This is a genomic window from Streptomyces sp. NPDC033270, from assembly GCF_055576575.1.
Genome location: NZ_JBVIRA010000011.1, coordinates 32,067 through 56,620 on the forward strand (window position 1 = coordinate 32,067; position 24,554 = coordinate 56,620).

Annotated in this window: 16 protein-coding genes; 10 read left to right on the forward strand and 6 right to left on the reverse strand. The window is 73.3% G+C overall.

The genetic code is table 11. The features are described from left to right. Positions 1-83: 83 nt before the first annotated feature. A complete protein-coding gene (otr(A), locus tag ACZ5XZ_RS17275) occupies positions 84-2,012 on the reverse strand; it encodes a tetracycline resistance ribosomal protection protein Otr(A) (protein ID WP_468978686.1) in 1,929 nt (642 codons plus the stop codon). Positions 2,013-2,187: 175 nt separating this feature from the next. Next, a complete protein-coding gene (lpdA, locus tag ACZ5XZ_RS17280) occupies positions 2,188-3,624 on the reverse strand; it encodes a dihydrolipoyl dehydrogenase (RefSeq protein WP_468978687.1) in 1,437 nt (478 codons plus the stop codon). Between the two features lie 120 nt (positions 3,625-3,744). On the opposite strand from lpdA, the gene ACZ5XZ_RS17285 reads away from it, so the two are divergent. Further along, positions 3,745-4,662 carry a LysR family transcriptional regulator gene (locus ACZ5XZ_RS17285; protein WP_468978688.1) on the forward strand — a complete coding sequence of 306 codons (918 nt, stop codon included), beginning with the start codon at positions 3,745-3,747 and terminating at the stop codon, positions 4,660-4,662. A 7-nt stretch (positions 4,663-4,669) separates the two neighbouring features. Here ACZ5XZ_RS17285 and treY read toward each other — a convergent pair whose 3' ends face one another. Both treY and glgX read right to left on the reverse strand, forming a co-directional pair. Further along, a complete protein-coding gene (treY, locus tag ACZ5XZ_RS17290; protein ID WP_468978689.1) occupies positions 4,670-7,222 on the reverse strand; it encodes a malto-oligosyltrehalose synthase in 2,553 nt (850 codons plus the stop codon). A 68-nt stretch (positions 7,223-7,290) separates the two neighbouring features. After that, entirely contained in the window at positions 7,291-9,504 is a 2,214-nt protein-coding gene (gene glgX / locus ACZ5XZ_RS17295) for a glycogen debranching protein GlgX (RefSeq protein ID WP_468978691.1), read from the reverse strand. A 241-nt stretch (positions 9,505-9,745) separates the two neighbouring features. Between glgX and ACZ5XZ_RS17300 the strand changes: the two genes are divergently transcribed. From ACZ5XZ_RS17300 to ACZ5XZ_RS17315, 4 genes are all read left to right on the forward strand, one after another. Continuing rightward, positions 9,746-10,549 (forward strand): Tat pathway signal sequence domain protein, encoded by an 804-nt coding sequence (locus ACZ5XZ_RS17300; protein ID WP_468978693.1) that lies wholly within the window; start codon positions 9,746-9,748, stop codon positions 10,547-10,549. A 55-nt stretch (positions 10,550-10,604) separates the two neighbouring features. Beyond that, complete coding sequence (locus ACZ5XZ_RS17305; RefSeq protein ID WP_468978695.1) at positions 10,605-11,942, forward strand: copper amine oxidase; 1,338 nt, start codon at positions 10,605-10,607, stop codon at positions 11,940-11,942. 100 nt (positions 11,943-12,042) lie between these two features. Then, entirely contained in the window at positions 12,043-13,293 is a 1,251-nt protein-coding gene (locus ACZ5XZ_RS17310; protein WP_468978697.1) for an SAV2148 family HEPN domain-containing protein, read from the forward strand. Positions 13,294-13,313: 20 nt separating this feature from the next. Then, positions 13,314-16,670: an AfsR/SARP family transcriptional regulator gene (locus ACZ5XZ_RS17315; protein ID WP_468978698.1), complete on the forward strand. Its 3,357-nt coding sequence runs from the start codon at positions 13,314-13,316 to the stop codon at positions 16,668-16,670. On the opposite strand, the gene ACZ5XZ_RS17320 is transcribed toward ACZ5XZ_RS17315, so the two are convergent. Next, entirely contained in the window at positions 16,616-17,434 is an 819-nt protein-coding gene (locus ACZ5XZ_RS17320; protein ID WP_468978700.1) for an SDR family NAD(P)-dependent oxidoreductase, read from the reverse strand. The two genes, ACZ5XZ_RS17315 and ACZ5XZ_RS17320, sit on opposite strands and share 55 nt — an antisense overlap. 200 nt (positions 17,435-17,634) lie before the next feature. Between ACZ5XZ_RS17320 and ACZ5XZ_RS17325 the strand changes: the two genes are divergently transcribed. Next, on the forward strand, positions 17,635-18,360 hold the full coding sequence (locus ACZ5XZ_RS17325) for an exonuclease domain-containing protein (RefSeq protein WP_468978701.1): 726 nt from the start codon (positions 17,635-17,637) through the stop codon (positions 18,358-18,360). Between the two features lie 125 nt (positions 18,361-18,485). On the opposite strand, the gene ACZ5XZ_RS17330 is transcribed toward ACZ5XZ_RS17325, so the two are convergent. Beyond that, on the reverse strand, positions 18,486-19,376 hold the full coding sequence (locus tag ACZ5XZ_RS17330) for an aminoglycoside phosphotransferase family protein (RefSeq protein ID WP_468978703.1): 891 nt from the start codon (positions 19,374-19,376) through the stop codon (positions 18,486-18,488). 228 nt (positions 19,377-19,604) lie between these two features. Between ACZ5XZ_RS17330 and ACZ5XZ_RS17335 the strand changes: the two genes are divergently transcribed. The 4 genes from ACZ5XZ_RS17335 (at position 19,605) to ACZ5XZ_RS17350 (ending at position 24,501) form a co-directional block, all read left to right on the forward strand. After that, a complete protein-coding gene (locus ACZ5XZ_RS17335) occupies positions 19,605-20,543 on the forward strand; it encodes a carbohydrate ABC transporter permease (protein ID WP_468978705.1) in 939 nt (312 codons plus the stop codon). A 101-nt stretch (positions 20,544-20,644) separates the two neighbouring features. Then, a complete protein-coding gene (locus tag ACZ5XZ_RS17340; protein WP_468978707.1) occupies positions 20,645-21,475 on the forward strand; it encodes a carbohydrate ABC transporter permease in 831 nt (276 codons plus the stop codon). Next, the gene (locus ACZ5XZ_RS17345) at positions 21,475-22,803 is read left to right on the forward strand and encodes an ABC transporter substrate-binding protein (RefSeq protein WP_468978710.1); all 1,329 of its coding nucleotides are present in this window, start codon (positions 21,475-21,477) and stop codon (positions 22,801-22,803) included. Before ACZ5XZ_RS17340 ends, ACZ5XZ_RS17345 begins: the two co-directional genes overlap by 1 nt. Positions 22,804-23,295: 492 nt before the next feature. Continuing rightward, on the forward strand, positions 23,296-24,501 hold the full coding sequence (locus tag ACZ5XZ_RS17350) for a S8 family peptidase (RefSeq protein WP_468978711.1): 1,206 nt from the start codon (positions 23,296-23,298) through the stop codon (positions 24,499-24,501). The last annotated feature ends 53 nt before the right edge of the window (positions 24,502-24,554 follow it).

The following is a 24,554-nucleotide window of genomic DNA, read 5'->3' on the forward strand; positions in this document are numbered from 1 at the left end:
CGCAGGCCCCGCCCTACGGGCGGACGACGGGACTTTGCGGACACGACCTAGGGCCTGTCCGATGGGTCAGGGTCGGAAAGGCCCTAGGACCCAGCTGCGCCGTCCTCCATCTGCCGCAGCGGGCGGTCGCCCGACGGATACGACATCCACACCCCTTCGCCGTGCGTCAGCCCCGGCAACAGCCCCTCGAACTCCTGGACATGGCGGGCCGGCAGGGCGCCGCTGAGCAGCCAGGACCGCCGGCCGCCGGAGGTCTCGCCGAGCTCCGCGCCCAGCGCGGCCAGCCGGGCGGTCACGGGCGCGAGCGCGGCGAGCGGGACCTCGGCCTCGAAGGCGTGGTACGGCTCGTACACCCGGGTGCCGGCCAGCTCCAGGGCGCGCAGCAGCACGCCGGGCGTGACCGCGCGGAAGTGCCCGGCCGTGCTGACCGGGCCGATGAAGCCGGAGCGGGTCAGCACCGCCCGGCAGTCCGTCACCGCCAGACCGCGCGGGCCCCGCCGCAGGGTCGCCAGTACGGTCTCCTCGACGGCCTGGTGGAAGCCGTGCGGAAGCGCCCCCAGTTCGGTCTCGTAGGCGAAGACCGGGCCGGAGCCGCGGGCGCCCGGTTCGACGCGCAGTCCGACCGTGGCCCAGGGCCCGGTGTGGCCGCGCCGGGCGATCTCGTGGAGCGCCTCGCCGACGCCGCACGGCCGCTCCACGCACACCACCCGGCTCGGTGCGAACGCGGCCTCGATGCCGTACTCCTGACGCAGGGTGGCCGCGATGATCTCCTTCTGCACCTCGCCGTGCAGCAGCACCGAGGTGGCGCCGTCGGGCGCGGGGCGGACCTGCAGCAGCGGGTCCTGGTCGGCGAGTGCCAGCAGCGCGGCGCGCAACGCGGCGGCGCGTGCCGGATCGCCGGCCCGGACGAGGGTTTCGAGGGTGGGGGAGGGGAAGAGACCGGCCTCGGCGGGAGCGCCGGTGGGCGGGCCGAGGCGGTCGCCGGTCCGGATGCCGGGCAGTCCGCGGAGCACCGCGATGTTGCCCGGGGTCAGCGGCCCGTCGTCGCCGGGCGGCCGCCCGATGACGTCGAGTGCGGTGATCCGGCCGGTCAGCGGGCCGCTCGCGCCGTCCGGTGCGCCCGGACGGTGCAGTTCGATCCGCTGCCGGGGCCGCAACTCGCCCTCGTAGAGCCGGATATGGGCCGTGCGCTCGCCCCGTGGTGACTGGTGGACGGCGAAGACCGTGCCGCGGGGTTCGGTGCCCGCGACCACCGGGGCCGGTGGGATCAGCCGGACCATGCCGTCGATGAGCGCCCCGACGCCCTGGCCGCCGAGCGCCGAACCGAAGTACACCGGGTGCAGCGAACCGTCGGCGGTGCGCGCGGCGAGGGCGGCGCGCAGCTCGTCCGCGGTGGGCGGCGGGCCCTCGACCAGCTGGGCCAGCACGGACTCGTCCGCCTCGGCCACCGCCTCGGCGATCCGGTCGCGGGCGGCCGGGTCCTTGAGCGCGTACGGCACCGAGCGCGCCCGTGGCGTGCCGAGGCCGGACACCGACGTCATGGGGACGGCGACCGGCGTCAGCAGGCGGCGGATGTCCGCGAGCAGCGCCTCGCCCCGGGCGCCGACCCGGTCGATCTTGTTGACGAAGAGCAGGGTGGGCAGCCGCAGCCGCCGCAGTGTCCGCATCAGCACCCGGGTCCGGGCCTGGACGCCCTCCACCGCGGACAGCAGCAGCACGGCGCCGTCGAGGACCCCCAGGGCGCGCTCGACCTCCGCGATGAAGTCGGAGTGCCCGGGGGTGTCGATGAGGTTGATCTGGACCTCGCCGACGGTGAAGGAGGCGACGGCCGAGCGGATGGTGATGCCGCGCTGCCGCTCCAGCTCGCCGGTGTCCGTACGGGTGCTGCCGGCGTCGACGCTGCCGAGCCGGTCGATGGCGCCGGTGTCGAACAGCAGCCGCTCGGTGAGGCTGGTCTTACCTGCGTCGACGTGGGCGAGAATCCCGATGTTCAGGGTGTGCGAGACAAGCATGGAAGGTGGATTCCTCAAGAACGGTCGTCCGGACGGGGCGAGGGGTCGTTCCGAGGAATCCGCGCATTTCCGTGCTCCTGCTTAAGGGAGGGGCGTGCTGACCGGGCCATGCTGGCCAGCGGCGCGCCCCCGCGCAACCGAATTGATCGTCCGTCCGCGGGGGCGCCCCGTCCGCTCAGTGCTGGTGCAGACCGCGGCCCGCCAGCGTCAGGAAGGCCTCGCCGACCGCCTCCGACAGGGTCGGGTGCGCGTGGACGTGCTGGGCGACGTCGGAGGGTTCGGCGTCCCAGGCCACGATCAGCTGGCTCTCCGAGATCATCTCCGAGACGTGCGGCCCGACGAGATGCACGCCGAGCACCACACCGGTGGCCTCGCCGCCCGCACCGTCGGCCGCCGCGATCACCTTCACCATGCCGCCCTGACCGTGCACCATGCCCTTGGCGGTGGCGGCGAGCGGCATCGAGTTGACCTTGACCTCCAGGCCCCGGGCGCGCGCCTCGGCCTCGGTCAGACCGACCGACGCGGTCTGCGGCGAGGAGTACGTCACCCGCGGGACGGTCGCGTAGTCCACCGGCCGCGTGGGGACGCCCGCCAGTGTCTCGGCCACCAGCAGGCCCTCCTCGAAGGAGGCATGGGCCAGCCCCAGCGACGGCGGCGGCAGCAGATCCCCGACCACGTGGATGCCCGGTACGGCGGTCTCCAGCCGCGACCAGTCCGCCGGCACGACGAACCCCCGGGCGTCCGTGGACAGTCCGGCGGCCTCCAGGCCGAGCCCGTCGCTCACCGGGGCGCGCCCCACCGCGACCAGCAGCCGCTCGGCCTCGATCACCAGCTCCTCGCCGCCGGCGGTGGTCACGGTGGCCCGGACCCCGTCCGGCAGCAGCTCGGTGCCGGTGAGGGTGGCACCCGTACGGACGGTGATGCCGCGCTTCTTCAGGCCGCGCGCCAGGTGGCGGCCGACGTCCTCGTCCTCCAGCGGGAGCAGCCGTTGCGCCGCCTCGACGAGGGTGACCTCGGCGCCCATGGAGCGGTGGAACGAGGCGTACTCGACGCCGATCGCGCCACCGCCCAGGACCAGTACGGACGCCGGGAGCTCGGCCGCGAACAGGGCGTCGTCGCTGGTGACGATCCGCCGTCCGTCCGCCTGCAGGCCCGGCAGCAGGCGCGGCCGGGAGCCGGTGGCCAGCACGATGCCGCGCCGGGCGCTGAAGTCCCCGGCGCCCTCGATGTGGACCGTACGCGGACCGGTCAGCCGCGCCGTGCCCTTGACGACCCGGACCTGTGCCGTCGACAGGTGCCCCGCCACGCCTTGGTGGTTGCGGGCGACGATGTCGTCGCGGGTGGCCACCAGCGCCGGCCAGTCCAGGGCGTCGACGGTGGCCTTGACGCCCCACCGCTCGCGGGCCTCGGCGATGCCGTCCACCAGCTCGGCGGCGTGCAGCATGGCCTTGCTGGGGATACAGCCGCGGTGCAGGCAGGTGCCGCCGATCAGGTCGCGCTCGGCCAGGACCACCCGCAGGCCCAGGGACGCGGCGCGCAGGGCGGTGCTGTAGCCGCCCGTGCCGCCGCCGATGACGATGACGTCTGTGGTGTTCGAGTCTGTCTCACTCATGTGATCAGGCATGTGTTCAGGCTCCGCCCACCTGCGGCGATGAGTCCAAGGCAATGTTTCTATGGTGGTGATGAAGGATCGTCATGGGCGGCCGGGCATGCGGCGGGGAGGGGCGGGACGATGAGCCTGCGGCAGATGGAGTATCTGGTGGCGGTCATCGAGGAGGAGTCCTTCACCCGCGCCGCCGAGGCGCTGCACGTCACCCAGTCCGCGCTCTCGCACCAGATCAAGGCGCTGGAGCGGGAGGTCGGCGGCCCGCTGCTGGAGCGGATGCCCCGCGGGGTGCGGCTGACGGCGATGGGCCGGGCCTACTTCCCGCACGCCGAACTCGCCGTCCGCAGCGCCCGGCAGGCCCGCCGCGCCGCGCTGGCCGCCGGCGGTGCGCAGAGCGGCGAGCTGCATATCGCGACGGTGCACGCGCAGGCGATCGGGGTGCTGCCGGAGGTCTGCGCACGCTGGACCCGCGAGCACCCCGGTGTGCGCCTGGTGCTCCACGAGTACGCCACCACCGAGGAGCTGGAGGAGCACATGGCGCGCGGTGTCGCCGACATGGCGCTCGGGCCGGGCCCCAAGGACTGGCAGGGGCCGGTCACCGTCGTGGGGCGGGAGCGGATGGTGCTGGTGGTGCCGCACGGCGATCCGCTCGCCGCCCGCGAGTCGGTGCGGCTGGCCGAGCTGGCCGACCGGCCCTGGGTGCGGTGCAGCCTGGAGCCGATGGTCGAGGGCCGGCGCTGGCTGGACCTGGAGTGCGAGCGGGTGGGCTTCACACCGCGTACCGCCGTCCGCACCCAGCACAGCTCGACCGCCGTGCGGATGGCATCGGCGGGCGTCGGTGTACTGCTGACCGCGGCCCATGAACTGCGCGGCCTGGACTGCACGTCGGTGCCCACCGATCCGCTGTGGCAGCGTGAGATCACGGTCTTCTCACGCGTCGAACTGACCGGCGCCGCTGCGGAGTTCACCGAGCTGCTGCGGGCCGCCGACGGGGCCGGGGACGACGGCCGCCGGTCCGGCCGCCCCGGCCCGCACGGCGGCTGACGGGGCGTCACTCACGGACGAGCAGCGCCACCGGCGACTCCTCCAGCAGCTCGCTCAGCCCCACCACCGCGCCGCCCGGCAGCTCCCGCCCGCTCAGGAGCTCGCGCCACGTCCCCCCGGAGGGCAGCCGGAGCCCGGTGTCCCACCAGCCGCCGGTCTCCACCAGCCGCAGCGACAGCCGGGTCACCACCGTCAGTACCCGCCCGCCACGGCAGAACGCCACACAGTGCTCGGCGGCCGGCCCCTCGGCCTCCACCGGCTCGTACGCCGCGGCGGCGCCGAACCACCGGGGGTGCTCGCGCCGCAGCCGCAGCGCCGCGGCCGTCAGCCGCAGCTTCTCGCCGGACAGATCGCGCGGCGCGGCCCCGCCGTCCAGCTCGGCGAGCAGCTCCGGACGGAACCGGGCGGGCCGCCGGTTGTCCGGGTCGACCAGCGCGGCATAGCCGAGTTCGGTGCCCTGATAGAGGTCGGGGACGCCGGGCATGGTCAGGTGCAGCAGCGTCGCCCCCAGCACGTTGGCGCGGATGAACGGGGCCAGCTCCTCGCCCAGCGCGGCGAGCGGGGCGGCCGGGGGACCGCCCGGCCCGCCCAGGACGAACTCCGCCACCGCCTCCTCGTAGTCCGCGTTCGGCTCGGTCCACGAGGTGCGCAGCCCGGCCTCCCGTACGGACTTCAGGACCGCGGCCGCGACCCTCCCCCAGCTGTCGCCGGCTGGGGGTGCCCCCAGCGGTAGCTCGGGGGGTGCCCCCGTCGCCGCGGACTCCCCGGCGGGCGCGCCCAGGCCGAACGCGGTCTGCCAGGCGAGCCAGGACACCATCGGGTCCGCCGGGCCCGCGCCGTCCATCGAGCCGCCCGCGGCCCCGCACACCGCCGCCTCACCCATCGCGCCGAGCGCGTCGCGCCACCGGTCCGGGCACTCCGACAGCACCGCGATCCGCGCCCGCACATCGGCGCTGCGCTTGGTGTCGTGCGTGGAGAGCACCGTGGCCGTCGCCGGCCAGTCCCGCTGGATCCGGGCACAGTAGGCGTGGAAGGCCGCAGGGCTCCGCGCGGGCTCCCCGGGGTCGCCGCCGACCTCGCAGGCCGACAGCAGCACCGGATAGCGGTAGAAGGCGGTGTCCTCGACGGACTTGGCGCGCAGCGCGGAAGCGGTCTGGGCGAAGCGGGCGGCGAAGTCGGCGCGGTCCGCTTCGTGCCGCTCGGGAGCGGGCTCCTGCGACCCGTCGCCCCCCGCCGCCTCGTCCGTCCACCGGCCCAGCGCCAGATCGTGGACCAGGTCCACCGCCCGCGCCTCCTCGGGCACCCGGAACGCGCCGCGCGCCCGCACCGCCGCCCGCCCCAGCATCGCCGCGTCCGTCACCGCCCGCGTCGCGTCGGCGGCGTACGGCCGGTAGACCGGCAGCCGCACCAGCAGTTCCCGGATCGCCTGCCGCAGCGCCCAGGGCGCGTGGTCACCGGGCCGCGGGTCGCGCGCACTGATCCGTGCCGCGGTCCGCACCAGCCGCTCGACCTCCGCGGCCAGATCGTGGGTGACGACCTCGTACGCGGCCCGGCGCACCGTCTCCTCCCAGTCACCCCCCTCGTCGGCCAGCGGGGTGACGAAGTCCCGGTAGTGGGAGAAGAGCCGCCCGGAGCCCTGCGGGCAGACGAAGAGCCCGTCGATGTGCCGCAGCGCGTCATAGCCCGTCGTGCCGGCGCAGGCCCAGCTCGCGGGCAGCCGCTCGTCGCCGGTGAGGATCTTCTCGACGACGGTCCAGCGGCCACCGGTCGCCTCGTGCAGCCGGGCCAGATAGCCGGCGGGGTCCACCAGGCCGTCCGGGTGGTCGATCCGCAGCCCGTCGATGACGCCGTCACGGACCAGCCGCAGCGCCGTGTCGTGCGTGGCCGCGAAGACCTCGGGGTCCTCCACGCGCACCCCGATCAGCTCCGAAATGGTGAAGAAGCGGCGGTAGTTGAGCTCGGTGCGGGCCAGCCGCCACCAGGCGAGGCGGTACCACTGCGCCGGCAGGAGGCGCTCCAGCGGCAGGTCCTCGGTACCGGGGCGCAGCGGGAAGGTGTGCGCGTGATAGCGCAGCACCCCCTCCGCGGCGTCGACGCGGAGGTGCCGCGCCTCGTCGCCGAGCGGCCCGTGGAGCACCGGCAGCAGCAGGCGCCCGCCGTGCCCGCCGTCCCAGTCGATGTCGAACCACCGCGCACACGGGGACTCCGGCCCGTCGCGCAGCACCTCCCACAGCGGGCCGTTGAGCGCCATCGGCTCCGGCACGGCCATATGGTTCGGCACGATGTCGACGACCAGCCCGAGCCCGTGCGCACGGGCCGTCGCCGCCAGCGCCCGCAGTCCCCGCTCACCGCCCAGCTCGGCCCGTACCGCCGAGTGGTCGACCACGTCATAGCCGTGCGTGGACCCCGGCACCGACTCCAGCACCGGAGAGAGATGCAGATGGGAGACGCCCAGCGCGGCCAGATGGGGGACGGCCCGCTCGGCGGCGGCGAACGGGAAGTCCGGCTGGAGCTGCAGCCGGTAGGTGGCGGTCGGCGACGGACTCGATGGCTGCGTCATGGGAACACCCGTACCCCGCCCAGGGCCCGATCTGTCATCTCCTTCCGGCATCGGCGTCACCCGAACGCCTACGCCGGCCGCTGCAGCACCAGCAGGCTCCGGTCGGTCAGCGTCAGCCGGTCGCCGGCCTTGACCTTGGCGCCGGCGCCGTCGGCCACCGCCTCCGGCCGGTCGGTGTCCACCACGACCTGCCACTGCCGGCCGAGGTGCTCGGGGATCACGAACTCCTTCTCCTGGTCGTGGGCGTTGAACATCAGCAGGAACGAGTCGTCGGTGATCGGCTCACCGCGCGGACCCGGCTCGGAGATCGAGCTGCCGTTGAGGAAGACGGTCAGCGACTTGGCGTGCACCGACTGCCAGTCGCGCGGCCCCATCTCCCCGCCGTCGGCCGTGAACCACGCGATGTCCGACAGCTCGTCGTGGGTGCCCTCCATGGGGTGGCCCTGGAAGAACCGCCGGCGCCTGAAGACCGGGTGGTCGCGCCGCAGCCACACCATCTGCCGGACGAACGCCAGCAGCGCCCGCTGCTCCTCGTCCGCCTCCGGTGCCTGCTGCGGCCCGGCCCCCTCATCCGTCGCATCCGCCCCGTCCGGGCCGTCGGCCGCCCGCGGCTCGGTGCCCGCCCCCGGCACGTCCTGCGGCCAGTGCACCCACGACAGCTCGTTGTCCTGGCAGTAGGCGTTGTTGTTGCCCTGCTGGCTGCGCCCGAACTCGTCGCCGTGGCTGAGCATCGGCACACCCTGCGACAGCATCAGCGTGGCGAGGAAGTTCCGCATCTGCCGGGACCGCAGCCGCCGCACCGAGGGATCGTCGGTCGGCCCCTCGGCGCCGCAGTTCCAGGACCGGTTGTAGCGCTCGCCGTCGCGGTTGTCCTCGCCGTTGGCCTCGTTGTGCTTGTCGTTGTACGAGACCAGGTCGCGCAGCGTGAAGCCGTCGTGGCAGGTCACGAAGTTCACCGAGGCCAGCGGCCGCCGCCCGTCCTCCTGATAGAGGTCCGACGACCCCGTCAGCCGGGACCCGAACTCCGCCAGCGTGCGCGGTTCGCCCCGCCACAGATCCCGTACGGTGTCGCGGTACTTGCCGTTCCACTCGGTCCACAGCGGCGGGAAGTTGCCCACCTGATAGCCGCCCTCGCCGACGTCCCACGGCTCCGCGATCAGCTTCACCTGGCTGACGACCGGGTCCTGGTGCACCAGGTCGAAGAACGACGACAGCCGGTCGACCTCGTGGAACTGCCGGGCCAGCGTCGCCGCCAGATCGAAGCGGAAGCCGTCCACCCGCATCTCCTGCACCCAGTAGCGCAGCGAGTCCATCACCAGCTGGAGCACGTGGGGGCTGCGCATCAGCAGCGAGTTCCCGGTGCCGGTGGTGTCCATGTAGTACTGCCGGTCGTCCGACAGCCGGTAGTAGGAGGCGTTGTCCAGCCCCCGGAACGACAGGGTCGGGCCGAGATGGCTGCCCTCGGCGGTGTGGTTGTAGACCACGTCGAGGATCACCTCGATGCCGGCCTGGTGCAGCGCCCGTACCGCGGTCTTGAACTCCAGCACCTGCTGCCCGCGGTCGCCCCAGGACGCGTAGGCGTTGTGCGGGGCGAAGAAGCCGATGGTGTTGTAGCCCCAGTAGTTCGTCAGGCCCGCGTCCACCAGCCGGTGGTCCTGGACGAACTGATGCACCGGCATCAGCTCCAGGGCGGTCACCCCCAGCTCCGTCAGATGGTCGATGATCGCCGGGTGCGCCAGCGCCGCGTAGGTGCCGCGCAGCTCCGCGGGCAGCTCCGGGTGGAGCATCGTCAGGCCCTTGACATGGGCCTCGTAGAGCACCGTCTCGTGGTACGCGGTGCGCGGCGGGCGGTCGTCGCCCCAGTCGAAGTACGGATTGACCACCACCGACGCCATGGTGTGCGGCGCCGAGTCCAGGTCGTTGCGCACCTCGGGGCGCCCGAAGTGGTAGCCGTAGACCGCCTCGTCCCAGTCGATCCGGCCGCTCATGGCCCGTGCGTACGGGTCGAGCAGTAACTTCGCCGAGTTGCAGCGCTGCCCCCGCTGCGGCTCGTAGGGACCGTGCACCCGGAAGCCGTAGCGCTGCCCCGGCATCACCCCCGGAAGGTACGCGTGCCGCACGAAGGCGTCGCTCTCGCGCAGCTCGACGGCGGTCTCCGAGCCGTCGTCGTGCAGCAGACACAGCTCGATGCGCTTCGCGGCTTCGGAGAACACCGCGAAGTTGGTGCCCGCCCCGTCAAAGGTGGCACCCAGTGGATACATCTGTCCCGGCCAGACCTGCATGCGTAGACTCTTCCACTTTCTCGTCGGGCGCTGCGGCGACTCCACGACACACGTCCGCGGACCGAAGCAAAATCTTCCGCAATCTGTCGCAACTTGTCGTACACGGCGGTCTTTTCCTGGGATCTCGGCTGAATGGTGGGCAACCTGTCGCGATGTCGGTTCGTCCTATTGGACGTCCTACTGGAGGACTGACGGGGGAATCCGAGATGTGTGTCACGGAATGTGACAGCAGGGGGGAACCGTGCACCAACTGATGCACCGCCACCTCGGCAAGGTCGTCGCGACCGCCGCCATCGCACTGACAGGCACCGCCGTCATGGTGGCGGTCACCCTGCCCGCCGGCGCCGACGACGGAAGCAGCGCCCGGCCCGCCGCGGCCGGGACGGCCGCACCGGGGCGCGACCCGGGGCAGCCGCCGCCCGGTGTCGTCGAGCAGGTCCGCGCCCAGGGGGAGCGCGGCCAGGGCCGCGACCCGCTCACCGACGACGAACTCCGCCGCGCCCGGGAACTGGCGTTGCCGCGCCCCGTGCGCGGCGTCGCCAAGGACGTCACCGGCAAGCCGGGGCCCGAGCCGCTCACCACCGACCTGGCCGAACTCGGCCCGTCGGAGGTGGGGCTCGCCGACCCGCCGCGCCGGGCGAACGTCTCGTACTACGACTACGCCGGCGACCGCTACATCACCAAGACCGTCAACCTCACCACCTCGAAGGTGGAGTCGACCGACACCCAGCACGGCGTCCAGCCGCCGCCCAGCCACGACGAGGCTGTCCAGGCGGCGCGGCTGCTGATCGCCGCCCCGCTCGGCTCCGGTCTGCGGCAGGACTACCGCGACGCCACCGGGCGCGACCTCACCGGCCCCGATCCGCTCGCCGTGACCGGCTTCGTCTACCGGGGGCGCGCGGAGGGCGAGGCGCCCGGTGCCCTCGCCGCCTGCGGGGAGCACCGCTGCGTCCGCCTCTTCACCAAGATCAAAAACGGTCAGTGGATCGACACCCGCCGCTTCGTCATCGACCTCAGCGCCCGCACCGTCGCCCGCCTGGGCTGACCGCGCCGAGCGGGCCCGCCATCGACCTCCACTCCTTCGCAATGGAGCCGCCACCATGCGCCAAAGACGCACCACCGGCACCCCGACCCACCGCCCGTACCGGCGCGCCGCCGCCCTCGCCGCGGCCCCGCTGCTCGCCGCGACCGCCCTGCTGACCGGCCCGGCCGCCCAGGCCGCCCCCGAGACCCCCGCCGCCGCGCCCGCCCCCGCGCCCCAGTGCAGCGCCGCCTACCGCATCACCCAGGCGCTCGACGGCGGCACGGTCTGGCGGATGTGCTGGCACTACGAGGGCAACGCCGGCCTGGTCCTGGACGACATCTCCTACCAGCCCAAGGGCGAACCCGCCCCGATCAAGGTGCTCACCACCGCCAAGCTCGCCCAGATCCACGTCCCCTACGACGACGGCACGAACGAGTACGACGACCTCACCGGCCAGGGCTTTGCCCAGGGCCTGCAGAAGCTCGCCCCCGCCGAATGCCCCGGCGGCACCATCAAGACCGTCAAGGTGCCCGGCGCCTGGGACCCCGCGCACCCCGAGGTCGGCGGCCTGTGCGCCACCACCCGGGCCCGCGGCCACGCCTACCGGCTGGGCGCCTACCCCGGCGAGAACACCAAGACCTACCAGCTCCAGGGCAACGACCTGCTGCTCTACACCGTCAACAAGGTCGGCTGGTACGAGTACATCACCGAATGGCGGTTCTCCGGCGACGGCGCCATGACCATGCAGGTCGGCGCCACCGGCACCGTCTCACCGGGCGACTACGACGCCGGCGACGGCCGCGGTATGCCCCTCGGCAAGGGCGCCAAGGACTACGCCACCAGCCACAGCCACAATGTCTTCTGGCGGCTGAACTTCGGTCTGGACGGCTCCTCCGGCAACAAGGTCGAGCAGTTCGACTCCGCCACCACCACCCGCCCCGGCGGCCGCACTCCCACCATCCGCACCACCCGCACCCCCGTCACCAAGGAAATGGCCGGGGACGCCGGCCCGATGCGCTGGTGGCGGGTGGTGAGCGCCACCGGCAAGAACAAGGACGGCCACCCGCGCTCGTACGAGATCGTGCCGGGGCACACCAGCAAGTACACCGGCCGCAGCTACACCACGCACGACATCTATTTCACCGACTACAAAAAATGTGAGCAGTTCGCCAGCAACAACCTGGCCAACTGCGGTGCCCGCGGCGGCAGGAGTGTCGACGGCTGGGTCAACGGCCAGCCGCTGAAACACCCCATCGCGTGGGTCAACATCGGGTTCCATCATGTCGCCAGAGATGAGGACCAGGAGCCGATGCCCGTCCACTGGCAGGGCTTCCAGCTGGCTCCGCGCGACGTCACCGCTATGAATCCGCTCACTCCGCCCGCGCTGTCCGGTCACAACGGGCACTATGAATAAGGGGAGTTGACAGCCGACTCGACCCATCCTGCTGCACCGTCTCCCGCACCGCAGTAGTCTGCCTTGATCGTTGGCACGGGGGTTCGGGAGGCGGTGGCAGGTGAGCGGCGGGCTGGAGTTGCCCCCTGGTGACGAGAGTCACGAGGCTCAAGAAGGCGGCTCCGTCGACGCACCGCCCGGCGCGGTGTCCCTGGCACGGCCGCTGGAGATCGGGGCGGAGCTGGACTGGGGCGCCGACGCCTGGAGCGAGGTGCGTACCCGGGCCCGCCGGGCCGGTCGTGCCTACATCTGGCTGAATCTCGTCGAGCAGCGGCTGCGGGCCGTGGTCGCGGCGGTCCTGCGGCCCATCTACGAACCGGTGCACGGCGACGAATGGGTCGTCGCCGCGGCCGGCCCCGCCGGTCAGGAGTGGGTGCAGCGCGCGGTCGCCGTCCGCGAGGTCAGCCGCCGCAAGGGCTACCTCCTCGACCCCGCCGACGACAACATCGTCAGCTTTCTGACGCTGCCGCAACTCCGCGAACTGATGGTCCAGCACTGGCCCTGCTTCGAGCCGTACTTCGACGACCGCCGCGAGGTCGAGCTGGCCCTCGACGAGCTGGAGGTCGCCCGCAACATCGTCTCCCGCAACCGCGCCCTGTCGCAGACCGTCCTCGCCCAGGCCGAGCGCGCCTCCGCCCGGCTCCTGGACATCCTCGGCTCCGGCGCCGGCACCCGGATCTCCGGCCGGCTGCCGATCGACGCGGTGGAGGACCTGGTCGGCGACCGCTACGCCGATGTCATCGGCGTGCACCCCGACCGGGTCCGCCTCCAGCGGCAGCTGCCCGCCGAGGACCTCTTCGGCGGCGCCCGCCGCCTCGACGCCGTCGGCATAGGGCTGAACCTCCTCGTCCAGAACTACTCCGGCCGACGCCTGGTCCGGCTCGCCGAATCCGGCTGCCGGGTCCGGCTGCTCTTCCTCAACCCCGCGAGCAGCGCGGTCCGCCGCCGGGAGCGCGAAATCGGCTTGAAGAAGGGCGAGATGAGCCGCTCCATCGAGATGAACATCCTCCATATGCGGCGGGTGCGCGCCCGGCTGCGGGACCCCGGCGCCTTCGAGATCCAGGTCTTCGACGAGACCCCGCGCTTCACCGCCTATCTCGTCGACGGCGACGGCCCCGACGGCCTGGCCGTCGTCCAGTCCTACCTCCGCAAGAGCCGGGGCATGGAGTCCCCCGTCCTGGTGCTGCGCGGCGGCTCCCGCGAGGTCGTCCGCCAGGACGCCCGCGACGGGCGCGACGGCGACCACGGCCTCTTCGAGACCTACCGGGAGGAGTTCGAGAGCATCTGGGCGGACTCGCGGCCGGTCTCCTGACCGCCTCGTACGGTTGACGCATGCAATTCCGCGTACTGGCCCCGCTGGACGTGCGGACCGCCGACGGCCGTCGCGCCCCCGTCCCGGAGAAGAAGGTACGGGCGTTGCTCGCCGCGCTCCTCGCGCACCGCGGCCGCCCGGTGTCCGCGACCCGGCTCATCGACCACCTCTGGGGCCGGCGGCCGCCCGCGAACCCGACCGCCTCCCTCCAGAGCAAGGTCTCGCAGCTGCGCCGTGCCCTGGACACCGCGGAGCCCGGCGCCCGGAAACTGCTGACCGCGGCCCCGCCCGGCTACCGGCTGGACATCCCGGCCGACGCCCTGGACGCAGACCGCTTCACCGCCTTGACGGGCCGCGCCCGCGCGGCCGCCACCGCACGGGAGCGGGCCGGCCTGCTCGGTGAGGCCCTGGCGCTGTGGCAGGGCCCGGCCTTCGCCGGATTCGCCGACGACGACCTGGTGCGCCCGGTGGCCGAGAGCCTGGAGGAGCAGCGGCTGACCGCCCTGGAGGAGCGGGCCGCGGCACGCCTGGAGCTGGGCGAGCACGCCGCCCTGACCGACGAGCTGACCGCCCTGGCGGCCCGGCACCCGCTCCGGGAACGGCTGCGTGGGCTGCAGCTGACCGCCCTGTACCGGGCCGGACGGCAGAGCGAGGCGCTGGCCGCGTACGGCGCCGTACGTGCGCAACTCGCCGAGGAGCTGGGGGTGGACCCCGGTCCCGAGCTGACCGCGGTCCATCAGGCGATTCTGCGGCAGGAGCCCTGGGGGGCGAGCGGCGCGGGTGCCGGGCACCCCGGGGCCGCCGGGGCAGCCGCGGAGGCGGCCGCCGGCCCCGCCGCGCGCCCGCGCACCAATCTTCCCACCCCCCTCACCGAACTCCTCGGTCGCCAGGACGCCGTACACCGGGTCGGCCGGCTCCTCGCGGCCACCCGCCTGGTGACGCTCACCGGCCCCGGTGGCGTGGGCAAGACACGGCTCGCTTTGGAGACCGCCGGCCGGTCGGCCGACGCCTTCCCGGACGGCGTCTGGCTCGTGGAGCTGGCCGCGCTGAGCCGCCCGGACGACGCCGCGGGTGCGCGTGCGGCCAAGTGCACCGCCGCCGAGGTGGCCGAGGCCGTACTCGCCGTGCTCGGTATCCGGGAGGGCGCCGCGGCCGGCCCGGTGGCGGAGCGGCTCGTCGGCGCGGTACGGGGCAAGCGCCTGCTGCTCGTCCTGGACAACTGCGAGCACGTCGTCGAGGCGGCCGCCGAGGTCACCGCCGCACTCCTGGCCGCCGCGCCGGAGCTCCGGGCACTGGTGACCGGCCGGGAACCGCTGGGCCTGGCGGGCGAGGTGGTGTGGACCGTACCGCCGCTGGAGCCGGCCGGCGCCCGCGCGCTGTTCGCCGCCCGCGCCGGCGCCGCCGACCCCGACTTCGCGCTGGACGCGGACACCACCCCCGTCGTCGCGGAGATCTGCCGCCGCCTGGACGGCATCCCGCTCGCCCTGGAGCTGGCGGCCACCCGCGTACGCGCGCTGGGCGTACGGGAGTTGAGCGCCCGGCTGGACGACCGGTTCCGGCTGCCGGCGGCCGGCCGACGCGGTGCGCCGGCCCGGCAGCAGACCCTGCGCGCGATGATCGACTGGAGCTGGGAGCTGCTGCCCCTCCCCGAACGCACCGTGCTGCGCAGACTGGCCGTACACGCCGACGGCTGCACCCTGGAGGCCGCCGAGACGGTCTGCGCGGGCGACGGCATACGGCCGGACGAGGTACTGGATCTGCTGGTCCGTCTTGTGGACCGCTCCCTGGTGGCGGTGGCCCCCACGCCGTACGGAGTGCGCTACCGCCTGCTGGAGACGGTGGGGGCGTACTGCCTCGAACGCCTGCGGGAGGCCGGCGAGCTGACCGCGGTGCGCCGCCGCCACCACGGCTACTACACCGAACTGGCCGAGCACGCCGCGCCGTTGCTGTACGGGGCGGACCAGCGGCAGTGGCTGGAGCGGCTCGACCAGGAGGCCGCGAATCTGCGGGCGGCGCTGGACGGTTGGGTCCGCGCAGGCGCGGCGGACCGTGCGCTGCGCCTGGTCGACGCGCTGGCCTGGTACTGGTTCCTGCGCGGCCGGCTCGCGGAGGCGGGCCGCTCCCTGGAGGCCGCGCTCGCGGTCCCCGCGCCGCCCGGTGCGGCCCCCGAGGGGGACGGCACCGCGGCCTTGGCGGGGCGCCGGCTGCGGGCGGCCGCCTGGCAGGTCGGGATGGCGTCGCTGGCGGGCGGCGACGCCGACCCCGTGGGGCGGGCGGCCGCCGTACTGCGGCGGTACGAGGAGCACGAGGAGCCGCGGGACCGGGCCTGGGCGCAGTGGTTCCTGGGGTACGCGCAGGTGGGCCTCGGCGACAGCGCGGTGGCGGCGCGTCGGGTGTCGGAAGCGCTGGCCGCCTTCCGGACGCTGGGCGACCGCTGGGGCACCGCCGCGGCGCTGAGCAGCCGCGCCCGGCTGGCGGGCGGCAAGGAACTGGCCGCGCGCCGCCGCGACGCCGAGGAGAGCGCCGCGCTCTTCGGCGAACTGGGCGACCGCTGGGGTCAGTTGCAGGCGGCCGACGCGCTCGGCGCGATCGCGGAGATCACCGGCGACTACGCCCGGGCGGCCGGGCTCCATCAGGACGGGCTACGGATCGCCGAGGAGCTCGGCCTGGGGATCCAGGCCTCGTACCAGCTCTCCGGCCTGGGCCGGATCGCGCTGCTGACCGGCGAGGTGGCCGGTGCCCGGGACTTCCACGAGCGGGGCCTGCGGCTGGCCGCCGAACACTCGCACCGGCGCGGCGAGATGTTCGCCGAGACCGGACTCGCGCTGGGCGCCAGGAGGGAGGGCCGCCTCGACGACGCCGAGGCGCATCTGCTGCCCTGGCTGACGTGGTGCCGCGGCCGGGACGGCGACCCCGGTACCGCGTTCGTCCTGGCCGAGCTGGGCTTCGTGGCCGAGCTGCGGGGCGATGCGCCGGCCGCCCGCCGCCGCCATCTGGACGGCTTCGCGGCGGCCCGCGCCACCGCCGATCCCCGTGCCGTCGCGCTGGCACTGGAAGGCCTGGCCGGCGCCCAGGCGCTGGGCGGCCGCTTCGCCTCCGCGGCCCGGCTGTTGGGCGGCGCCGGCGCGCTGCGCGCTGCGGCCGGGGCGCCGCAGCCCGTCGCGGAGCGCGGTGACGTCGCGCGCGCCACGGCCGCGGCGCGCCGGGGCCTGGGCACGGAGGCCTTCGCGGCGGCGTACGCGAGCGGCGCGGAGACGGCCCCGGACGTGCTGGTGGCGGAGGTGAGCACGCCGGCGGAGGTGAGTGAGGGGACGGTGGCGCCCTACGGCGTCCCCGTGATGCCCCCGTCGACCCGCAGCTCGATTCCGTTGACGTAATCGGCGCGCGGGCTCGCCAGATAGGCGACCGCGGACGCGATGTCCTCCGGGCGCCCCAGACGCCCGGCCGGATTCGGCGCGTACTGCGCGACGATGTCCGCCTCGTCCGGCTCGCCCAGTTCGCCCGCCGCGTCCGACCCGCTGCCGCCCCCGTCGCCCGTCGCGGTCCGTTCCTGCCACATGCGGTACATCGACGGGGTGACGATCACTCCCGGGCTCACGCAGTTCGCGGTCACCCCGCTCCCCGCGAGGTGCCTGGCCAGGCTCGTGGTCATGTTCACCACGGCCGCCTTGGCCGCCGAGTACGTCACCATGTTGGGCAGCGGTGTGCGTACGGCCCGGCTGCCGATGGTGATCACCCGGCCCCAGCCGTGCGCGCGCAGCGAGGGCAGCAGCGTCTGGCTGACCCGCACCGTCGGCAGCACATTGCCCTCGAAGGCGGCGCGCCAGTCGGCGGGCCGGGAGCTCTCCCAGTCGTGCTCGGTGAACGGACCGGCGTTGTTGACCAGGATGTGCGCCCCGAAGTCGCGTGCGGTGAGGGCGACCTGTTCGGCGACGCCGGGTTCGGTCAGGTCGCCGAGCACCACCTCGGCCCGTACCCCGCGGCGCGCGATCCGCTCGGCGACGGCCGCCGCGGCCCCGGCGTTCCGCCCGTGGACGAGCACCTCGCAGCCCTCGTCCGCCAGCGTCTCGGCGATGGTCGCGCCGATCCCCGAACTGCTGCCCGTCACCAGCGCCCCGTGTCCTGCCAGCCGTAGGTCCATGGCGGTCAGCCTAGGGGGGCCGCGCGACGGGGGCGCCCGTGCCGCGACGGGTGGCCGGTGGATTGTCAGTGGTGCGTGGGAGAGTGGGCGAGCAACGGGGGAAGTACCACCGAAGGAGGCCGCATGAGCGAGGGCAGCGAGCGCGGGGAACGCGGGTGCGCGCCGCGCGAGTGCGAGGTCGAGCGAAGCGAGGTTTCGGCATGAGCTGGCATCAGGAGCTGCTGGTCGGCTTCGACCTGGAGACGACGGGCACGGACGTGGAGCAGGACCGCATCGTCACCGCCGCCCTGCTCCGGCTGGAGGGGGACGGCCGGGCGGCCGCGAAGCGGACCTGGCTGCTGGATCCGGGCGTGCCGATTCCCGATGAAGCCGCGGCCATACATGGCATTTCGACCGCATATGTCCAAGAACACGGGCAGTCGCCGGCAGCGGCCATAGAGGAGATCACCGAGGCGCTGGCCGAGGCTCTGCGCGCGGAGATCCCCCTGGTGGTGATGAACGCCCGCTACGACCTCTCCCTCCTGGACCGCGAATGCCGGCGCCACGGCCTGCGGACCCTGACCGACCGGCTGGGCCGGGCCCCCGCGCCGGTCATCGACCCACTCGTCCTCGACAAGCACGTGGACCGCTACCGCAAGGGCAAGCGCGCGCTGCAGGCGCTGTGCGGCCACTACGGTGTCCGGTTGGAGGACGCACACGAAGCGGGCGCGGACGCGGCGGCCGCCGCCGGTGTCGCCCGCCGCATCGGGGAGAAGTACCCGGCCGTCGCCCTCCCCTCGCCCCGCGCTCTGCACGCCCTCCAGGAGCAGGCCGCCGCCGAGCAGGCCGCCTCGTTCCAGGCGTACTTGCGGCGCTCCGGCGATCCCCGGGCGATAGTCGAACCGGCCTGGCCGCTGATTCCGTACCAGGCCGGCCCGGCCCGGTAGCGCGCCGGCGCGGCCGCCGGTCCGAGGCGCGCCCCGGTCTGCCTTCGTACGGCCCGGGGCCGCGGGGCGCGGCTGCCTTACGCCGCTGCCGGCCGTGGCACGGACGCCCTACCTCGCTCGCGGCCTCAGAACGGATACCACCGCACCGTCGCGTCCTTCTCCCGCAGTGAGGCGATCCGGCGCCGGAACTCCTTGAGCGCCGCCGGGTTCCCGGGTGCGTGCTGCGAGACCCAGGCGCAGCTCGCCGTCTCCCGGGACCCGCGCAGCACGGCACAGCCCTCCCAGTCCCGTACGTCCCAGCCGTAGACGGACACAAAGGTGTCGTAGGCGTCCGGGCCCAGGCCGTAACGGTCCCGGCTCAGCGCCATCACGACCAGATCGTGTTCGCGCAGATCGGAGGAGAAGGTCTCCAGGTCCACCAGTACCGGACCGTCGGGTCCGACATGGACGTTGCGGGTCAGCGCGTCGCCGTGGATCGGGCCGCGCGGCAGATGTGGCTCCAGCGCCGTGGCGGCGGCCGCGAACGCATCGCGCCGCCCGCGCAGATACTCCGCGTCCGGCGCGGACACGGCGTCACCCGCCAGCCGTAGCCAGCGTTCGACACCGCCCAGCAGCTCGCGCCGGGGCAGCGCGAACGGCGGCTCCGGCAGGGCGTGGACCAGCTTCAGCAGCGCGGCGAGATCCTGCGGCCCGGCGGGGCGGACGGCCTGCGGCAGTCGCTCCCAGTACGTCACGGGGTGCCCGTCGACGAGCGTGGCCACCGGCTCCGCGGCCCGTACCGCCGGTACGCCCGCGGCCGCCAGCCACCGCGCCACGTCCAGTTCCCGCTCGGCGCGCTCCAGCAGTTCGGCGCCGCGGCCCACCCGTACCACCGGACCGCCGTCGCCGAGGGCGAAGACGGCGTTCTCACCGAGCGCGAGCAGCCGGGCGTCGGCCGCCGCGTCCGGCCGCCCGGCCGCGGCCAGTACGCCCCGGGCGCGTGCCTCTGTGAAGGCGGCGGGACTCGCTTCGGTCATGGTGATGCCTCCTGCGGTGCGCGATCGCGACCAGTGTCGCAGGACACCTCCCCACACCCTTCCGGTGGGGAGTTTCCGCCATGGATCGCGACCGGGACCTTGACTGCCGTGGCGGCCCTCACGACGATGACGGCGGCCTACTGGGGACACGACGGCGGGCGAACGGGGACGGGGGAGCGCGATGGCACAGGCGCCGAAGGCGGGCACACGTGGCGGGGAGCCCCCGCTGTGACCCTCGCGACCGCGCCCCGGCGGTCCACCGCGGCGGATACGGGCCACGCCGGGAGCGCGCGGCGCGACCACGGCGCGTGGTTCCTCGTGCTGCCCGCGCTGCTGCCCATCCTGGTGCTGAGCGTGGGGCCGCTGCTGTACGGCATCGGGTTGGCCTTCACCGACGCCCAGTCGGGCCGGGCCCAGGCCACCCGCTTCGTGGGACTGCTGAATTTCTCCGACCTCTTCCAGGACTCCCTGTTCTGGGATTCGTTCCGAATCGGCCTGTTATGGGCCTTCGGTGTCACCGTCCCGCAGTTCTTCCTGGCCCTCGGCCTCGCCCTGCTGCTCCATCTGAACCTGCGGCTGCGCTGGCTGGCCCGGGCGCTGGCGATCATTCCGTGGGCGATGCCCGAGGTCGTCGTCGGCATCATGTGGCGGCTGGTCTACCACCCGGACGCCGGTGTCCTGAACGAGACGCTGCGCGGCCTCGGTCTGTCCGGAGCCGACGGCCGCGACTGGCTGAGCGGGCTGGCCACCGCCCTTCCCGCGGTCATCGTCGTCGGCGTATGGGCCGGGATGCCGCAGACCACCGTCACCCTCCTGGCCGGTCTGCAGAACGTGCCAGGCGAGCTGCACGAGGCCGCGGCCATGGACGGTGCGGGGGCCTGGCGCCGCTTTCGTACGGTCACCTGGCCGGCCATCAGGCCCATCGCGCTCGCCGTCACCGCCCTCAACTTCATCTGGAACTTCAACTCCTTCGCCCTGGTCTATGTGCTGACCGACGGCGGCCCGGGCGGCCGCACCAGGCTGCCGATGCTCTTCGCCTACGAAGAGGCCTTCCGTTACGGGCAGTTCGGGTACGCCGCCACGATGGGCCTGGCGATGGTCGCGGTGATCTCGGTGCTCCTGGCCTGCTACCTGGTCGGCCGGCTGAAAGGGGAGGACGACCGGTGAACGGTGCGCGGCGGACGAGCGGGACACCGCAAAGGAGCGCCACGGCGGCGACGAGTCGGACGGAGCGCGGTGCCCCGCGCCGGACGGGAGGCGCCTTTGCCGTGCGGCGCACCGCCACCCGCACCGGTCAGTACACCGCGCTCCTGGCCTACCTCCTCTTCCTCGCCTTCCCGTTCCTCTGGCTGCTCTCCACCGCGTTCAAGCCACCGCGCGAGCTGGGCAGCATCCACCCCACGTGGATACCGAAGGCGCCGACCCTGGAGAACTTCCGGCAGGCCTTCGAGCAGCAGCCGCTGCTGGCCGCCGCGGGCAACAGCCTGCTGGCCGCCGGGGTCTCCGCGCTGATCGCGATCGTGTTGGCGACCCCGATGGCGTACGTCCTGGCGCGCTACCGCAACCGGCTCTCGCGCGCCGCCACGGGCTGGGTCGTGATCAGCCAGGCCTTCCCGCTGGTACTGGTGATCATCCCGCTGTTCCTGGTCCTGAAGGGCCTGCATCTGGTGGACTCCCGGATCGGCCTGATCATGGTCTATGTGGTCTGGTCGCTGCCGTTCGCCCTGTGGATGCTGACCGGCTACGTCCGGGCGGTGCCGGCCGAGTTGGAGGAGGCCGCCGCCGTGGACGGCGCCGGCCGGGTCCGTACGCTCGTCTCGGTGACCGCCCCGCTGCTCGCGCCGGGCATCGTGGCCACCGCGCTGTTCGCCTTCATCACCGCCTGGAACGAGTTCTTCTTCGCCCTGGTCCTGCTCAAGTCGCCCGGGAAGCAGACGCTGCCGGTCGTGCTGACCCACTTCCTGGGGGCGGAGGGCGTCGCCGACCTCGGCCCGCTCGCCGCCGCGGCGCTGCTGGCCACCCTCCCCAGCCTGCTCCTCTTCGCCGTGATCCAACGGCGGATCACGGGCGGGATGCTCGCCGGGGCGGTGAAGCACTGATGCGGGCCGGCGACGAGACGACGACGGCCGCCCCCTTCGCCCGTCGCAGGCTGCTCGCGGCGGCCGCCGCACTGCCCGCCGCGGCCCTGCTGCCGGGCTGCGCCAACGACCGGCGCCGCCGTGAGGCCGGCGGCCGCATCACGCTGCGCTTCCAGTCGCTCGCCTGGCAGCAGGACTCCCTCAAGGCCAACAAGCAGCTGGTCGCGGAGTGGAACAGACGGCATCCCAAGGTCCAGGTGCAGTATGTGCAGGGCGCCTGGTCCACCGTCCACGACCAGCTGCTGACCTCCTTCGAGGGCGGCGAGGCCCCGGACATCATCCACGACGCCTCCGACGACCTCGCGGACTTCGCCTACGGCGGTGATCTCGCCGACCTCACCGACCTCCTGCCGCCGCGCCTGAAGCAGGACATCCCGCGCCGGAGCTGGGAGAGCGGCACCTTCAACGGCCGGATCTACGGTGTCCCGTTCCTCCAGGAGCCCCGGGTGCTGATCGCCGACCGCGGCAAGCTGCGGCGCTCCGGCGTACGTATCCCCACCCCCGAACACCCCTGGACCTGGCAGGAGTTCGCCGCGGCGGCCCAGCGGCTGACCCGCGACACCGGCTACGGGGTCGCCTGGCCGCTCAAGGAGCCCGTTTCGGCCACCCTCAACCTCGCCCTGTCCACGGGCGGCCGGCTCTTCCACCGCCACCCCGACGGCAAGGTGGAGGTCCGCTTCGACGCCGTCGACCAGGTGGTGCCGCGCACCATCCACGACCAGCTGAACGTCGACCGCAGCGCCTCGCGCGCGACGCTGGGCATGGGCGGTTCCGACACCCTCCCGGGCTTCTTCGCCGGCCGCTACGCGATGGTGCCGCTCGGCTTCTCCTACCGTCAGCAGATCGCCCAGCAGGCCCCCGAGGGCTTCGACTGGACGGTGCTGCCCGCCCCCAAGGGCACCGCGCTCGACCAGGGCGTCAGCCCGCAGACCCTGTCGGTCGCCGAGGACTGCCCGTACAAGGAAGAGGCGATGGCCTTCATCGACTTCCTCCTCGGGCCGGCGAACATGGTCCGGCTCGCCCTGGGCGACTGGCTGCTGCCGACGGGGCAGGAGGCGCTGGCGGACCCGGCGCTGCGGGTGCGGCGGTACGACTGGGCGACGGGTACCGCACTGGCCGGATCACTGCGTTCCGCCCCCGCGCAGTCCGTTCGCGGCTACCCGGAGTGGAAGGACAAGATCGCGACTCCCGGTCTGCAGGAGTACTACAGCGGTGCCATCGGCCTGAACACCTTGCGGGAGCGACTGGTCGAGGACGGCAACGTGGTGCTGGCGCGGTATCAGCGCTGAAGGAGGCGACGGGGCCGTCACGCCGAGCGGGCGCAGCGGTCCGCAGTGCACCAGGGTGACCGAGGCGACCGCGCAGGCGCCGCCCGCGGCGTGCTGTCCCTGCTGAAGGCCCCGAAGTCGCCCCGCGGACCGAGCAGTTGCGCCGCCAGGTGGCGAGCGAGGGCGGCACCCGTCTGGCGGCGGACCTCATCGAGTCCGCGTTGCCCGAATGGGCCCGGAACGGTCCTCAAATGAGCCCGAACTTGCCCTCTGTTGCGTGAAAGTAAACGGAGTTGAGCCTGAATGCTTCAAGTCGCAAGATCTTTTGCCCAGTTCTGATGCTCTTTGACATTTTTGCAGGCTTGTTGCTTATCTCACACGGCCGGGTCCCCCTTGAATTGGACTCGTCAATCAGACAGGGTTTCGAGCCAGCCCGACGCAGATTTTCCTGTGTGCACGGGCTGTTGACGCAACGCTTTCCCCCCCACACCACGAACGAGGAGAACCCTCGCAATGGCTCACAAGCGTTCCAGCAAGAAGCGGCTCATCACGTCGATAGCCGCCGCGGTCGCCGCGACGGGTGTCGCCGCGGTCACCGCCGTCACCGCGGGCGCATCCCCGGCCCCGGTCGAAGGCAAGATCTACGGAGCCGAGGCCAAGGGTGCCGTCAGCGGCAGCTACATCGTCATGATGAAGAAGTCGGTCCGCACCGCGCAGAGCGGCGACCTGGCCGCCAAGTACGGCGGCGAGGTCAAGCGGAACTTCTCCTCCGTCGGCGGCTTCTCGACGACCGGACTGAACGAGGAGGAGGCCAAGCGCCTCGCCGCCGACCCGGCCGTCGACAAGGTCGTCCAGAACAAGAAGTTCCACATCGACGCCACCCAGGACAACCCGCCGTCGTGGGGCCTGGACCGCATCGACCAGGCGGACACCAAGGGCGACAAGAAGTACAACTACCCCGACAGCGCCGGTGAGGGCGTCACCGCCTACGTCATCGACACCGGTGTCCGCATCAGCCACAAGGACTTCGGCGGCCGCGCCAGCTCCGGCTTCGACGCGATCGACAACGACGACAACGCCGACGACGGCAACGGCCACGGCACGCACGTCGCGGGCACCATCGCCGGCGAGGCGCACGGTGTCGCCAAGAAGGCGAAGATCGTCGCCGTCCGCGTGCTCGACGACCAGGGCTCCGGCAGCACCGAGCAGGTCGTCGCGGGCATCGACTGGGTCACCAAGAACCACAAGGGCCCCTCGGTCGCCAACATGTCCCTCGGTGGCGGCGCGGACGAGGCCCTCGACGCGGCCGTGAAGAAGGCCATCGACTCCGGTGTCACCTTCGCTGTCGCGGCGGGCAACGAGTCCGCCGACGCGGGCCAGGGTTCCCCGTCGCGCGTGAAGGAGGCCATCACGGTGGCCTCCAGCACCGACAAGGACGAGCAGTCCGACTTCTCCAACTTCGGCAGCGTGGTGGACCTCTACGCCCCCGGCTCCGACATCACCTCGGACTGGAACACCGGCGACGACGCCACCAACACCATCTCCGGTACGTCCATGGCGACCCCGCACGTCGTCGGTGCCGCCGCGGTCTACCTGGCCGGTCACAAGGACGCCAAGCCCGCGGACGTGGAGAAGGCCCTGACCGAAGGTGCCACGCCCGACAAGATCTCCAACCCGAGCGAGGGCACGCCCAACAAGCTGCTGAAGGTCGTCGAGTAGTCGCCTCAGCTCCACACGCCGGCCGTCGCGCTCGCCCCCACGGGGCGCGGCGG

Bases quoted from the DNA above. Each gene is read 5' to 3' on its own strand.
- treY (WP_468978689.1), bottom strand. From the start codon at position 7,222: ATGACGCAGCCATCGAGTCCGTCGCCGACCGCCACCTACCGGCTGCAG.
- ACZ5XZ_RS17330 (WP_468978703.1), bottom strand. From the start codon at position 19,376: ATGACCGAAGCGAGTCCCGCCGCCTTCACAGAGGCACGCGCCCGGGGC.
- glgX (WP_468978691.1), bottom strand. From the start codon at position 9,504: ATGCAGGTCTGGCCGGGACAGATGTATCCACTGGGTGCCACCTTTGAC.
- ACZ5XZ_RS17285 (WP_468978688.1), top strand. From the start codon at position 3,745: ATGAGCCTGCGGCAGATGGAGTATCTGGTGGCGGTCATCGAGGAGGAG.
- ACZ5XZ_RS17345 (WP_468978710.1), top strand. From the start codon at position 21,475: ATGCGGGCCGGCGACGAGACGACGACGGCCGCCCCCTTCGCCCGTCGC.
- ACZ5XZ_RS17315 (WP_468978698.1), top strand. From the start codon at position 13,314: ATGCAATTCCGCGTACTGGCCCCGCTGGACGTGCGGACCGCCGACGGC.
- lpdA (WP_468978687.1), bottom strand. From the start codon at position 3,624: ATGAGTGAGACAGACTCGAACACCACAGACGTCATCGTCATCGGCGGC.
- ACZ5XZ_RS17350 (WP_468978711.1), top strand. From the start codon at position 23,296: ATGGCTCACAAGCGTTCCAGCAAGAAGCGGCTCATCACGTCGATAGCC.
- ACZ5XZ_RS17320 (WP_468978700.1), bottom strand. From the start codon at position 17,434: ATGGACCTACGGCTGGCAGGACACGGGGCGCTGGTGACGGGCAGCAGT.
- ACZ5XZ_RS17325 (WP_468978701.1), top strand. From the start codon at position 17,635: ATGAGCTGGCATCAGGAGCTGCTGGTCGGCTTCGACCTGGAGACGACG.
- ACZ5XZ_RS17305 (WP_468978695.1), top strand. From the start codon at position 10,605: ATGCGCCAAAGACGCACCACCGGCACCCCGACCCACCGCCCGTACCGG.